The organism is Psychrobacter sp. P2G3, from assembly GCF_001593285.1.
Taxonomy (GTDB): Bacteria; Pseudomonadota; Gammaproteobacteria; order Pseudomonadales; family Moraxellaceae; genus Psychrobacter.
Genome location: NZ_CP012529.1, coordinates 3,169,191 through 3,183,074, shown reverse-complemented (window position 1 = coordinate 3,183,074; position 13,884 = coordinate 3,169,191). Strand labels below are relative to the sequence as shown.

At 43.4% G+C, this 13,884-nt stretch carries 9 protein-coding genes and 2 tRNA genes; 4 read left to right on the top strand and 7 right to left on the bottom strand.

The features are described from left to right. The first annotated feature begins 13 nt into the window (after positions 1 to 13). Positions 14 to 2,821 (top strand): aconitate hydratase AcnA, encoded by a 2,808-nt coding sequence (gene acnA / locus AK823_RS13045; protein ID WP_068329771.1) that lies wholly within the window; start codon positions 14 to 16, stop codon positions 2,819 to 2,821. Positions 2,822 to 2,975: 154 nt separating this feature from the next. Here the strand turns inward: acnA and AK823_RS13040 are convergent, their stop codons facing one another. From AK823_RS13040 to gltX, 7 genes are all read right to left on the bottom strand, one after another. Continuing rightward, positions 2,976 to 3,629 carry a LysE family translocator gene (locus AK823_RS13040; RefSeq protein WP_068329767.1) on the bottom strand — a complete coding sequence of 218 codons (654 nt, stop codon included), beginning with the start codon at positions 3,627 to 3,629 and terminating at the stop codon, positions 2,976 to 2,978. An 88-nt stretch (positions 3,630 to 3,717) separates the two neighbouring features. Next, positions 3,718 to 5,115 (bottom strand): solute carrier family 23 protein, encoded by a 1,398-nt coding sequence (locus AK823_RS13035; RefSeq protein WP_068329764.1) that lies wholly within the window; start codon positions 5,113 to 5,115, stop codon positions 3,718 to 3,720. A gap of 421 nt (positions 5,116 to 5,536) precedes the next feature. Next, complete coding sequence (locus AK823_RS13030; protein ID WP_068329761.1) at positions 5,537 to 6,595, bottom strand: hypothetical protein; 1,059 nt, start codon at positions 6,593 to 6,595, stop codon at positions 5,537 to 5,539. A 455-nt stretch (positions 6,596 to 7,050) separates the two neighbouring features. Next, positions 7,051 to 7,126, bottom strand: a tRNA-Glu gene (locus tag AK823_RS13025). A 157-nt stretch (positions 7,127 to 7,283) separates the two neighbouring features. Then, positions 7,284 to 7,359: transfer RNA gene (locus AK823_RS13020), tRNA-Ala, on the bottom strand. Between the two features lie 122 nt (positions 7,360 to 7,481). Further along, positions 7,482 to 7,841: a hypothetical protein gene (locus AK823_RS13015; RefSeq protein ID WP_068329758.1), complete on the bottom strand. Its 360-nt coding sequence runs from the start codon at positions 7,839 to 7,841 to the stop codon at positions 7,482 to 7,484. A 185-nt stretch (positions 7,842 to 8,026) separates the two neighbouring features. Continuing rightward, on the bottom strand, positions 8,027 to 9,565 hold the full coding sequence (gene gltX, locus AK823_RS13010) for a glutamate--tRNA ligase (RefSeq protein ID WP_068329755.1): 1,539 nt from the start codon (positions 9,563 to 9,565) through the stop codon (positions 8,027 to 8,029). A 290-nt stretch (positions 9,566 to 9,855) separates the two neighbouring features. Here gltX and rsmH point away from each other — a divergent pair, with 290 nt between their 5' ends. From rsmH to AK823_RS12995, 3 genes are all read left to right on the top strand, one after another. Continuing rightward, the gene (gene rsmH / locus AK823_RS13005) at positions 9,856 to 11,025 is read left to right on the top strand and encodes a 16S rRNA (cytosine(1402)-N(4))-methyltransferase RsmH (RefSeq protein WP_228138872.1); all 1,170 of its coding nucleotides are present in this window, start codon (positions 9,856 to 9,858) and stop codon (positions 11,023 to 11,025) included. Positions 11,026 to 11,274: 249 nt separating this feature from the next. Continuing rightward, positions 11,275 to 11,757 carry a cell division protein FtsL gene (locus tag AK823_RS13000; protein ID WP_068329752.1) on the top strand — a complete coding sequence of 161 codons (483 nt, stop codon included), beginning with the start codon at positions 11,275 to 11,277 and terminating at the stop codon, positions 11,755 to 11,757. Then, positions 11,754 to 13,847 carry a penicillin-binding protein 2 gene (locus AK823_RS12995; RefSeq protein ID WP_068329750.1) on the top strand — a complete coding sequence of 698 codons (2,094 nt, stop codon included), beginning with the start codon at positions 11,754 to 11,756 and terminating at the stop codon, positions 13,845 to 13,847. The genes AK823_RS13000 and AK823_RS12995 overlap by 4 nt, the downstream gene beginning before the upstream one ends. Positions 13,848 to 13,884 lie beyond the last annotated feature (37 nt).

Here is a 13,884-nt window from a genome sequence, read left to right as displayed (position 1 = left end):
TAAGGAAGCTACCATGAGTGATATCTTTAATGTAAAAGACACCATTTCGGTCGATGGCAAGGAGCACGCCTACTACAGCTTGCCAGAGCTGACCAAAACTTATGAAAATATTAGCAAGCTACCATTTTGTATGAAGGTAGTACTAGAAAACCTATTACGTAACGAAGATGGCGGGCAGTCTGTCGGCAAAAACCATATCGAAGCGGTTGCCAACTGGGATGCAGAAGCAGAGGCCTCAAAAGAAATCGCCTTTATGCCAGCGCGTGTGGTGCTGCAGGATTTCACTGGTGTACCATCGGTCGTCGATTTAGCAGCGATGCGTGATGCGGTGGTCAAGCTTGGCGGTAAAGCTGAGCAAATCAATCCGTTCATTCCTAGTGAGCTGGTCGTTGACCACTCGGTGCAAGTCGATGTGTATGGTCGCGAAGACTCGCTTGATTTGAACGAAAAAATTGAATTTAAGCGTAACAATGAGCGTTATGAGTTCTTGCATTGGGGACGTAATGCTTTTGAAAACTTCGTCGTTGTACCACCAGCAACGGGTATCGTGCATCAGGTTAACTTAGAGTATCTAGCGCGTGTCGTGATGGCTGCTGATGTCGACGGTGAACTGACGGCTTATCCTGATACGGTATTTGGTACTGACAGTCACACCACCATGATTAATGGTATTGGTGTACTTGGTTGGGGTGTTGGCGGTATTGAAGCGGAAGCGGCGATGCTTGGTCAACCATCATCGATGCTGATTCCACAAGTCGTTGGTTTTGAGCTGACGGGCAAACTCACTGAAGGCGTTACGGCAACTGACTTAGTATTACGTGTGGTTGAGATGTTGCGTAAGCATGGAGTAGTTGGCAAGTTCGTTGAATTCTACGGTGAAGGCTTACACCAAATGCCACTTGCTGACCGAGCAACTATTGCCAATATGTCTCCAGAATATGGTGCGACTTGTGGTATTTTCCCAATTGACCAAATGGCGATTGATTATTTACGTCTATCAGGTCGTGACGAAGCACAAATTGAATTGGTTGAAAAATACGCCAAGGCGCAAGGCATGTGGCATGATGCCGATACTAAAGCGGCGACTTATTCAAGCAACTTGCAGTTAGATCTCAGTACTGTCCAACCTGCACTAGCTGGTCCTAACTTACCGCAGCAGCGTATCAATCTATCTGATATGCACGAAAAATTTGGCGAGACCTTAAAAGAGATGACTAAGGGTCGTAAAGTCGATGTCGAAGCCAAGGTGCGTTTTGACGAAGAAGGCGGTAAGCAAGAGCAGGCTAAAAAGTTAGCAGCCAAACCGAATCCGTTCTGCGCGGATGGTAGCACCTCTTGTACTATCAGAATCGAAGATAAAGAGTATAAGTTACGTGATGGTTCTGTCGTGATTGCGGCCATTACCTCTTGTACCAACACTTCAAACCCTGCCGTTATGATTGGCGCAGGCTTAGTCGCTAAAAAAGCAGCGGCTAAAGGGCTGACCGCTAAACCATGGGTCAAAACTTCTCTTGCACCAGGCTCAAAAGTTGTTACCGATTATCTTGAAAAGTCTCAGCTAATGGATGAACTTGAGAAAGTAGGTTTCTATCTGGTCGGTTATGGTTGTACTACTTGTATCGGTAACTCAGGTCCACTGTTAGATGCGATTGAAGAGGCTATCGAAGAAAGTGATTTGGTTGCCGCAGCCGTACTATCAGGTAACCGTAACTTTGAGGGTCGTATCCACTCACATGTGAAAGCGAGCTACTTGGCTTCACCGCCATTGGTTGTTGCTTATGCACTAGCAGGTACGGTCGATATTGACTTGACCACGCATCCACTAGGTCAAGACCTAGAGGGTAATGATGTCTTCTTAAAAGATATCTGGCCGACCTCGGAAGAGATCAACGAGCTGATTGCCAATAATATCGATGCTGAAATGTTCCGCAAAAACTACGGTGAAGTATTTGACGGTAGTGCAGCATGGAATGCTATTAGCTCAGCAGATAGCCAGCTGTATCCATGGAGTGAAGAATCTACTTACATTAAGAACCCACCGTTCTTTGATGATATGACCATGGAGCCAGAAGGTATCTTAGATATCGAAGGTGCGCGTATCCTAGGTTTATTCGGTGATTCAATCACTACTGACCATATCTCACCAGCCGGTAACATCGATGCCGACTCACCAGCAGGTAAGTACTTGCAAGAGCGCGGTGTAATGGAAGCTGACTTTAACAGCTATGGCTCGCGCCGTGGTAATGACGCGGTCATGACTCGTGGTACCTTTGCCAACATCCGTATCAAAAACTCAATGATGGATGGTAAAGAGGGTGGTTATACTTATTACTTCAAAGACGACAAAGCTACGCTACAAGACGGCAAAGAAATGGCTATCTATGATGCAGCCATGAAGTATAAAGAAGATAAGCGTCCGCTAGTAGTACTTGGCGGTGCAGAGTATGGTTCTGGCTCTAGCCGTGACTGGGCAGCTAAAGGTACGATTTTGCTTGGTGTAAAAGCAGTACTGACGACCTCGTTCGAGCGTATTCACCGTTCAAACTTAGTGGGCATGGGCGTATTGCCATTGACCTTTAAAGATGGCGAGAATGCTGATACTTACAAGCTTGATGGTTCAGAAGTCATTAGTATTACAGGGCTGGACAATGGCGAGAGCAAAACCGCCAAAGTCACTGCTACTCGTGCCGATGGTTCAGAAGAAGTGTTTGAAGTGAATGTCGGTCTGCAGACGCCAAAAGAGCGTGAATACGTGCGTCATGGCGGTGTATTGCACTATGTCCTACGCCAGCTCGCTACTGACAGCAAAGACGCTGCGTAATGGTTGATTAGACTTTTTATGAAAGAAAGCTCAATCTTTGCGATTGGGCTTTTTTTTGATGATTTTTTAGGACTGTTATTTTTAAAATAAGACGCATGGTCTGTAGGGTGAGTTAGCAAAGCATCACCCAATTTAATGACTTAAACTCTTTTACTCAACCCTTCTCAGTCAACAGCTTAATACCTAAGCCAATAAATACCACACCACTTATTTTATTTAAAATGGATTCGGTTGTTGGGTTTTCTCTCAAGCTTTTACTAAACTGTGACGCCAATAATGCCAAACACGTGCACCATATTAGACCGGTTACAGCAAAAGTAAGTCCTAAAATTAAAAAGGACAACATGCCATGAGCGTAACTAGAGTCGACAAAATGGGGAAAGAACGCTAAGAAGAACAAGGCCACTTTTGGATTAAAAACATTGGTTAATACACCTTGTTTATATATTTGCCCATAATCTAGAGATTTGGAATTTGCGAGTGTTTTATCTTCGTTTAATTCGTTTGCTACTGAAGCTTCAGGTTTACTGGTTATCATTTTAAAGCCTAGATAACACAAGTAGATTGCACCAACATATTTGACTATCGTAAATGCGATTGGAGATTGAGCCAATAATAATGACAATCCTAGCGCTGCAAACAAAGTATGCACTAAAATACCAGAAGTAATACCCAACACAGAATAAAAACCAGCTTGTCTTCCTTGTGAGACACTACGCGTGATAATGTACATGCTATCCGTGCCTGGGGTCAGGTTCAGTAAAATAGCTGCTAAGATAAACCCCATATAGTTCTCAATACCAAACATCGCCAACCTGCCTTTTAAATATCATAAAAAAAGCGGGTATTAGCGGAAAATAATGCTCCGCTGATACCCGCTCAATCAAAGCATTTTATTAATAATCTTTATCAACAGAGTCAACGTTATTAGCTGAAAGAGAATCTACTTTCATCTCTTTGCGCTGTCTGGCACTCGGTCTTTCAATCAAAATATAGAGCACTATACCAATCACAATCGCGTAAATCGTTGATTGCGCTGCAGGCATGGCCAAAGTCACCGCTACGATACCAGCAACACCGCGCTCAGCGGAGTTTTTGAGCTGTTCAATACCGACCATGATACAAATATAAGCGGTCAATAATAGCGTCAATGATAACGCGATGGGTAATACAGGCTTAAACAGCGTGACCAATGGCAGCATAAATATCGCCACCAGTCCTGTCCACCAGAACGTACCACCGCCACTATAGATAGAGTCCATTGCTTTGCGACCAAGAGCATAGCGCTCCGCAAGCGTAGCATGAGCGGCTGTCCAAATAGGTCCAGCAAGTCCTGGCCATGGTGCAAATAGCGCATGTACACCATTACGGATACCTGTGACCACGTGGATACGAGTAATATTGGTCTCGATTTTTTCGTCAGGGCGGATACTGTCCACACGCTCGCTCAGCGCTTTACCCACCAAGATATCACCAAAGGCGATGACATAAGCAATCATTGCGGTAGGGAAGGCCAATAAGAAGACACTAATATCAGGCATACCGACGTTAAATATAAGGTAGTCGGTCATCAGGCCAAAGTTCGGCTGGGTAATGCCCCATTCAATATCGGGCAGAGGATATTCACCGATAGCCCAACCAACGACCATAGCAACCAACATACCTGAGATCATACCCAGGTTAGCTAGCATTTTTGCATAGCGATTGCTATGAATCTTATCTTTAAAAGAAACTGAAAACAGCACGTAAGCGGAGATAATCGCGCCAATGATTAGTGAGACTGGTGTAGCTTCAACTCGTCCACCTACTTTGATCTCACCCATCAAGGCGGCGATACCTGCACCAATGATGATACCGGCTTTTAATGAGTTGGGAATAAAGCTTACTAGGCGATTACCAAATCCGGTAAGACCTAACACAATGAAGATTAAAAACACCTCTAACTGGAGTACAAACATCGCTTGTACAGCTTGAGGTCCAGGCTCAAAAGCTTGCAGATATAAAAGGACGACCGGTATAGCAGGCGTAATCCAGCCCGGAACTAGTGGCACACCAAGCAATGATGGCAATAGATACATGAGCCCTGCGACCACACAAAACGCCAGTGCCGCATCATATGGCATGCCCAGATATTGCTCTAACAAGGGAATCATGCCAAGGCTGACCACGAACATGAACAAACCCTGAATCATCTCAGGGATTTCCCAACGGTAATGTACAAAGGGTAGGCGTATTTTGAAGGGACCGGCAGGCCAATAAGGCTGTTCTTCACCATGTTTACGAACGATAGCCATCGTCTTAAATCCTTTTAAGTAAGTTTTTTATGGATCTAGCTTCAATTTAAATTGGTTAGAATTTTTCTCTTAAAATAATAAAGGATAAATGATCCCATTGAATAGAATTGGCCAATTATAAGTGCTGTTTGGCTAAACCTTTTGAAAAAAATTCTTATTTGAAAGTTGGTTATAGATTTATTAAAAATAATTAAGCGAAATTAATAGTCAAACTGCTTTTGGATATTTTTCGAAAAATATGATACGTGGTTAAAATGATTAAAGCAATTATGCTTGTAAGGAAAAAAGCCCAGTCACAATATATTGTGGCTGGGCTTCCTGTTTATAACTCATATCCTATAACTCACATCTATTAGTAAGATATATTAATAATATTTGTCAGTAATAAATATCTCATAACTCACTTATTCTGTTTAACATCTTATTTAACGTTGTCACCCCAAGTTACGATAGGCTTAGTTAAACGATGATTCGATGCTGCACTTTTGGCACCAACGATACTTGCAAGGAAAGTTAAAATAGTACTGATTAACCAAAATAGACCACTGTACAATGCTGCTTTACGCGCAACGTCTTCAGCTTGTTGTAAATTTTGATCTACCGTTTGTTGCGCCTGTGCGATGTATTGCTCAGTTTTCATTTTATACTCGTTGAATGACTGTACTACTTCTGAACGTACTTCAGTAGCCTGCGCTTCAGTCAAACCTTCTTGCTGTAAGCGATTGATAAGTTTAGGGCCTTGTAGCGTTTGTTCGATAGATGCCATACGTTGTTTAGCATACTCATCAATATGACGCCATGTATCGATACTCGTGAAGTCCATATCAGCAACTTCAGTTTTAGTTTCGTTTACCAACTCATCCAATACATTAGTTGTTGCTTGGATTTGCTGATCGTTTAAGTTTTGAGTATTCTTGGCGACCAGAGCACTGATATCTTCTTTACTAATGTTTCCAGATACCGTTTGATAAACTTCTTGCGCTTTTTGTTGAACTTGTTGGACTGTACCTTCTGGGGCTGCAATCGCTGCCGTACTTGCAGCTGATGTGCCAGCTGCTGCTACACCGCCTGCTGTTTTCGCTACTGTACTAACCGTACTACCGACTGCATTACCAGCTGAAGCTAGGATACCAGTGGCACTGCTAAGAGTGAAGAAGGTGGTTAGTAATACAATTAAAGCGGCAGTAAGCATACCCGTTAGAGTAGCGTCTTTTGGATCGACATCTGTACCGTCGCCGAATAAGGCTTCAGGGGCTGAGTATTTAATCGCAAAAAACCCTGCTACATAGGCACTGACTAATGCAGTGATAGCGGCATAGATACCAGCTGCGATACTGGTACCTTTTAGGTCAAAAGGTATAAATGAGCTTAAAACTAAAGCGATGGCAATCATTGCCATAACGACAAGCAGTCCCATCACGAGGCCTGCTAGCACTCCGCGCCATGATGGGCGACGTTGGGGCGTATAGGTAGGTAACATAACAATTCCTTATCACAGGTTATTTAGACGCTAGTTTGCACTGAATGTCATTAAGTTTCATATAGATAGAAGCTTATTAATGCTTCCTATAGGTACAAGGCAATCATAGTGAATAGGCAGTTATATTCATAATACAGTTAGGTAGAAAAACACTAACATTGTGTATAAGGATGTTAATCTGTGTGACCAAATTAGCTAAATGTAAACTTTGTGTAGATTTGTCGTTAATAGGGTTAACCTATTGATTGTAAAGTTGAAATTTATTACTTTCGGAAAAACGAATATATAAAATGAGAGGTTTTTAGAGAGGCAGTTAAAGCTATTGGATAAAAGACAGACATAAAAAAATCCCAGTCATAATAAATTATGACTAGGATTTTTAGTGGTACGCTTATTAGTCTAATCTTATGCTTAAAAGGTGCTAAGCAAAAGTGCTGATAAGTGACGCCGAATAGTGGCGTCCCCAGGGGGATTCGAACCCCCGTTACCGCCGTGAAAGGGCGGTGTCCTAGGCCTCTAGACGATGGGGACGCATAGAGTGTTATAACCAATGGTTACAACGGTACTTCACAATATCAGATAGCTTATCTATTAATAATAGAGCAAGCATTGCCTAGGTGCTGATATCGTCCTACTAGCGAGTATTTATTATAAAATTCAGTAGTACTGAGCTTTGCTATAAATAGTATGGTGGAGCTAAACGGAGTCGAACCGTTGACCCCTTGCATGCCATGCAAGTGCTCTACCAACTGAGCTATAGCCCCTCGCTAAGAGTGTGCGTATTTTAGGTAAGAGTGGCAGTGTTGTCAACAGCTATTTTAAAAATAGTTCATAAATATGCTAAAAAATACGTTTAAAGCTGTTTTATTAGCGTTATGAGTTCAAATTAACGTGGGTTTTGCTTGATAGCTATCTCTTTTAGGGCTTTGTCGGTAAAAAACTCTTCTTCACTGCCATCAGAGAAAACGATGGCGCAACATTCAGTTGGGATATATTGACCGCCTTTTTCTCGGACAGTGGTTATGCCTTTAAAGCCTATAATCTCAGACTCGGTTAATCGCGCTGACTTATTATAATCACAGTAAGTTGTATATATCCACTTTAGGTCTTCAAAGTCTTGCCCTGTCGTAAGGGTAAGTTTTGCATCGTACAGTTCTTTTACTATTGCATCATAGTATTTTTGCGCTTCCTTTAACGTGTTAAAGACATAGTCTTTGCTTTCTATCGTGACGGTTTTGGCGGCCATATTCAGTTCCAATTAGGTGTTCAGTAGTATGGATGTTTAATAAAGAATCAGTATTCGCATTCAAATGTTGCTATTAACGTAATGCTGATATCAATGTAAAGAGGGGTCAGTATTAGCCTGACCCCTCTTGTAAATTAACTAGCTGTATTACTAATTAATAATATTATCAACTAACAAGTGAAAAACTATTCAGCAGCCAAAAAGTCTGGTAACTCTGCCGCTTGTTTCTCAAGCTTTTTCAGTTTCTTTTTACCCAAGCCGCCTAGTACATCAACCGCATGACGCAAGCGTGTCAGTGTCATGTCAGCGCCAATAATCGCCATAGAGTTCATGACTGGCGTCGATGAGGTGCTGCCAGCGATAGCGATAAAGAACGGTGCCATAAAGTCACGCATCTTAATATCAAGATGGGCAGCAAGACCTTTGAGCGTGGCGTAGATATTTTCTTCCGACCAAGTTGGTAAGGTCTCTAACTGCCAAAGAGCCAGTTGTAGCATTTCTACAATTTGCTCAGGCGTCAATGATTTATGCGTAAAGCTCTCAGCATTAATATCAGGTAGGTTTTGGAAATAAAAGCCACTCCAATTAACCGCATCAGACAATAATTCAATACGAGGCTGAATAGCGGCGGCGATAGCGGTTAATTTATCGCTGTTACTTGCCCAGTCGAGGATTTTATTTTTGAGCTGTTCAGGCGTTAAGGCACGTAGCCATTCTGCATTTAGCCAGTTAAGCTTTTCGATATCGAAGATAGGGCCGCCAAGTGAGACGCGCTGAATATCAAAACTAGCAATCATTTCATCTAAAGTGAATTTCTCAGCGTCATTAGGCATCGAGTAGCCCATACGACCTAGATAGTTAAGCAGCGCTTCAGGTAGCACACCTGCATCACGGTAGTAGGTGATAGAAGTTGGGTTTTTACGTTTCGACAGTTTTGATTTATCTGGGTTACGCAGTAGCGGCATGTGGCAAAGTACCGGCATCTCCCAACCAAAATAGTCATAAAGCAGCTGATGCTTAGGCGCAGAGTTTAGCCACTCTTCACCGCGCATAACGTGACTGATGTCCATCAAATGGTCATCGACGACGTTGGCAAGATGGTAAGTCGGCATGCCGTCGGTTTTTAGTAATACCTGCATGTCTACTTGCGTCCAAGGAATCTCAACAGTACCGCGTAGCATATCTTCAACGTGGCAGACGCCTTCGGTCGGTACGCGCATACGAATCACATGCGGTTTGCCCTCATTGACCAATGCACTGGTTTTCTCAGGGGCCAAATGAGCACAGCGTCCATCATAGCGTGGAGTCTCGCCATTGGCCATTTGCTGAGCGCGCATGACATCTAGCTCTTCGCTAGTACAAAAACAGCGAAACGCATGGTTGCTATCTAATAGCTTCTCAGCATGTTCTTTATAAATGTCACTACGCTCACTTTGACGATAAGGGGCATGCGGGCCACCGATGTCTGGACCCTCGCTCCAATCCAGACCGACCCAGCGCAGTGCGTCCAAAATCATTTGTTCAGATTGTTCAGTTGAGCGGGTTTGATCAGTGTCTTCGATACGTAAAATAAATTCGCCGCCATGAGCTTTAGCAAAGGCTAAGTTAAATAGCGCGATATAAGCGGTCCCTACGTGAGGAAAACCAGTAGGCGATGGGGCAATACGGGTACGAACAGGGCGTTTTCCGCGAGGAGCAGTAGTGGTTTGAGTCGACGTTTGCATGATAGAGGTCTCAGAATATAGTTATTAATGAAAATGGCAGTGAAAAATAGCAATGATAAATGTAAATGAAAGATTTACATGAAAAATACGAATGAAACAATAGACGTTAAACTAGAAAAATAGCGTAAAATATAGCGCTAGTATAACAGAGAGATGTGATATTTTTAATGAAAAGGCCTTCTAGTGCTTGACTACAGATATATCCTTGCGATAATAACGCTAGGCAAGTCATAACTTGTTTATTTTCATCTAATTACTGGCCTTATTGGTCGTCATCTATTGAGTCGTTTGTGTCACTATCAAAACCTAAGTCAAAAACTAAGCCAGATTCTAAAGCCAACCCTTCTTCTACCGCTGATATCGAGTCAGTGGTGAGCCCGTCTTCTATGGAAAATATTTCTGCTCAAGATGCCACTGAGCAAGTGGATCAAACTATTGATCAACAGCCTAGTCAAGGCGATATTACGTCTGACGAATTGAATTTTGTACATGATGCAGTGCTATTGCAAGAGGCGGTCGCAGCGGTATTGGGTGTCAAATCACTACCTAATAGAGCAAAAGGTGAAGCTGGCTTACAGGCGAGTGGCATCTATGTTGACGCAACCTTTGGGCGCGGTGGGCATAGCCGGCTATTATTAAGTCAGCTTGCTGATGATGCACAGCTGATTGTTTTTGATAAAGATCCAACCGCTATTAGCGTTGCCCAAGAGCTGGCAGGCGCAGATAGCCGCGTGCATGTGATCCATGATAGCTTTGCTACCTTGACGGACAGTCTGGCTGCAATGGGCATCACTCAAGTCGACGGTCTTATGGCAGATTTAGGTATCTCATCACCACAGATTGATGATGGCAGTCGTGGTTTTAGCTTTATGCGTGATGGCGCTGTCGATATGCGAATGGATACTAGCCGCGGGCAGTCAGTGGCTGAATGGCTTGAACAGGTCGATGATGAAACCTTAGCTAACGTGCTTTATGAATTTGGCGAAGAGCGCCACAGTCGCCGTATCGCCCGTGCTATCAAGCAGATGGACAGCTACAAGTCGACGCTTGAGCTAGCAGAAGTCATTAAAGTTGCTCATCCCAATTGGCAACGCGGTAAGCATCCTGCGACGCAAAGTTTTCAGGCCATGCGTATTTTTATCAATAATGAGCTTGGCGATGTTGATGACTTTTTAGAACAAAGTATTCCGATTTTAAAATCAGGCGGACAGTTGGCAGTCATCAGTTTTCACTCATTAGAAGATCGCCGTATTAAGCAGTTTTTGCAGCGTCATAGTAAAGGACAGTATCCGGAAGATGAAAAGTTGCCGATGCCGCCCAATCGTCCGCGCTATTTTAGTAAACCTAAACGTGTCGGTCCGAGTAAAGAGGAAGTAAGTCATAATCCACGCTCGCGCAGTGCATGGTTACGGATGGCGACTCGTACCGATACCGATTATATATATGCGGTAAAACAGTAAAGTATATATGACAGGCATCTAGTCGCTGTTCCTTATATCAAATATGAATAAATGTCTTAATAAATACGCTGCTGTTAAAGAGCTGTAAATATTATCTGCTAGGCTCAGCAGTTAACTTTTTATTTGGTTGTTTTTTAGCCAGTTAATGAGTGTGTTTGGTTTTATATTTTATTGATGGTGCTGATGAATTGTTTGTAATTCTAAAATAATTAGCGCTTTTACACTTTAAGTTCACTTTTTGAGATCGTCATGGCAATATCTGACAAACCTGCAAACCGCCGCGCCGCTATGTCTAATACTACCGATGTCGGCGAACTATTCGCGCGTCGATTTAATGTCGTCAGTATTTATGTGGTCGTATTATTGCTATTAGCAGGCGCTATCGTGTGGAGCGGTATCAAAACGGCCGAAGACGTTCAGCAATATCATCAGGATTATAGAACCTTGCAAGATATGAAAAAACAAGAGCGTAAGCTACAAGTTGAACACCAACGCCTATTAATCGAGCAGCAAACCTTTAGTGCGACTCCGCAAATTGCCAGCCGAGCTGTCGCTGAGCTAGGTATGTATTCACCAACGCTTAAAGACAAGCTGATTATCCAGCCAGGGGTTGCTAACGCATTGGTACCAGTGGTGACTACTGACTCAGATGAAGATGATTCGTACGCCAACGGACCACGAGCTTCTACGGATTTGTCTCCTGATGTTCCGGTAGTGGAGGCAGGACAATGAGTGATAAAAAATCAACAGATAATGGAAAAAGCTCAGCGAAAAATACCAGCAAAAAGTCAGCTAGCGGTAAGGTTATCAAGCCCTTACGTCGTGCTAGCGCTGCCAAATCAGATAGCAAAACTACAAATAATAAGTCTGCAAAAGCGGATGATCGCGCTGGCAAACTATTCGGTCGCCTAAAAAAGAATGAAACTCAAGGCGCTTATACAAGTGTTAAAAACCGTAAAAAAATTATTTTCAGTAAAGCTTCTGGCGCTTCATCGCGTGGTGGTTTTGAGAATGATAAAAACCGTTTTCGTACTATCTGGGGAATTGCGCTGGTTGTATTAGGTTTGCTCATAGCACGCGCCTATTATCTGCAAGTAGCTAACGCGCAATTTTATCAAGATAAAGGTAATGAGCTTATTACTAGTGTGCGCACCCAAAAATCCTATCGCGGTATGATTACCGATCGTAACAAGCTACCCCTCGCAGTCAGCGCACCGCTTGCAACAGTATCGTTTAGCCCGCATGATTATGCGCGCGAATATTACGAGCTCAATCGCGTCAAAATTGCCAATCCTGAAAGTCCGCAGCTACAAGCACGTATGCAAAAGCGCTTAGACAATATGGATCTAACTCGCTTAGCTGCCGCTGCTAATATTCCAGTCAGTGAGTTAGAAAAAGTGGTCGCTATTGACGACAGTATCGACGTCACAGATGAAGAAGCGGTAAAAGCTGCTTTACCATCGGGAGCGGGCTCACATTATTTGCCGTTACTTAATAAGGTCACACCTGAGATTGCCCAAGGTGTTAGCTCGCTTGATTTTCCTGGGGTTTATGAGAAGAATTTCTTTCAGCGCTATTATCCGCAGCCACAACCTAATTCGCAATTATTAGGCTTTATGGGACAAAATTCTAGCGATGCTGAAGGTGGTTATGAAGGTCGTGCAGGTATTGAGCGCCAATATGAAAAAACCCTAGCAGGTGACGATGGCAAGGTGTTGGTATTAAAAGATGCTAAGCAAAACAGCCTAAGAGAAATTAAGCAGATTGAACCGGAAGTTGCAGGGCAAGATGTGGCGTTGACTATTGATTCGCGTTTGCAGTATTTGCTCTATAAAGAGCTGGAAAAAGCAGGGCGCTTGCAGCAAGCACGTTGGTCAACGGGTATGGTCGTTGATGTTCAAACAGGCGAGGTACTAGCGTTATCGACATGGCCATCGTTTAACTCTAATAATCTTAATGAGATGACCGGCGAAAACCAGCGTAACCGCGCGCTGCTTGACATTTTTGAGCCAGGTTCGGTGATGAAGCCCTTTACCGTCGCTGCAGCTTTAGACTCTGGTAAATATACTGCTAATTCTCTAATTGATACCAACCCAGGCTCTATTCGCGTCCGTGGCTATACGATTCGTGACCACAATAATCTAGGAAGGATTAATATGGCGACACTACTACAGAAATCTAGTAACGTAGCCTCGACTAAAATTGCACTGTCTCTACCGCCTGATGCCATTACCAATATGCAAAAGCAATTTGGCTTTGGGTCAAAAACCCCATTAGATTTCCCTGGTGAAGGCAGTGGTTTGGTGGTTACACCAAAAGAGAAAGAAACTGCTCGCCGCGCGACTGTCAGTTATGGTTATGGTTTACAAGTAACACTAGCACAGGTAGCGCAAGCTTATGCTGCATTGGCAGCAGGTGGGGTTATGCATCCATTAACGTTAACCAAGACTGACAAGCCGCTACCAAGTAAGCGTATTATGGAGCATGAGCAGGCGATGTCGATCGTCAAGATGCTTGAGGCAGTTACGGAGCCGGGCGGTACAGCAAAAGCAGCGGCCATTGATGGCTACCGCGTAGCTGGTAAAACAGGTACTTCGCGCCGGATTAACCCAGATGGCGGTTACTATACTGACCAATATCGCAACGTCTTTGCTGGTATGGCGCCTGCATCCAATCCGAAACTCGTGGGCGTGATGCTCATCGAAGACCCACGTGGTCAGATTTATGCAGGTTTAACAGTAGCGCCAGTTTTTCATAATGTTATGAGAGAGGCTTTACGCTTGTATAATGTGCCTTTAGATAAGCCTTTACAGACTGAGTAACTGTACATGACAGGAATCAAATGACTGATATCAAAAT

Coding starts and splice junctions, on each gene's coding strand:
- acnA (WP_068329771.1), top strand. CDS start 14: ATGAGTGATATCTTTAATGTAAAAGACACCATTTCGGTCGATGGCAAG.
- AK823_RS13040 (WP_068329767.1), bottom strand. CDS start 3,629: ATGTTTGGTATTGAGAACTATATGGGGTTTATCTTAGCAGCTATTTTA.
- AK823_RS13035 (WP_068329764.1), bottom strand. CDS start 5,115: ATGGCTATCGTTCGTAAACATGGTGAAGAACAGCCTTATTGGCCTGCC.
- AK823_RS13030 (WP_068329761.1), bottom strand. CDS start 6,595: ATGTTACCTACCTATACGCCCCAACGTCGCCCATCATGGCGCGGAGTG.
- AK823_RS13015 (WP_068329758.1), bottom strand. CDS start 7,841: ATGGCCGCCAAAACCGTCACGATAGAAAGCAAAGACTATGTCTTTAAC.
- gltX (WP_068329755.1), bottom strand. CDS start 9,565: ATGCAAACGTCGACTCAAACCACTACTGCTCCTCGCGGAAAACGCCCT.
- AK823_RS13000 (WP_068329752.1), top strand. CDS start 11,275: ATGGCAATATCTGACAAACCTGCAAACCGCCGCGCCGCTATGTCTAAT.
- AK823_RS12995 (WP_068329750.1), top strand. CDS start 11,754: ATGAGTGATAAAAAATCAACAGATAATGGAAAAAGCTCAGCGAAAAAT.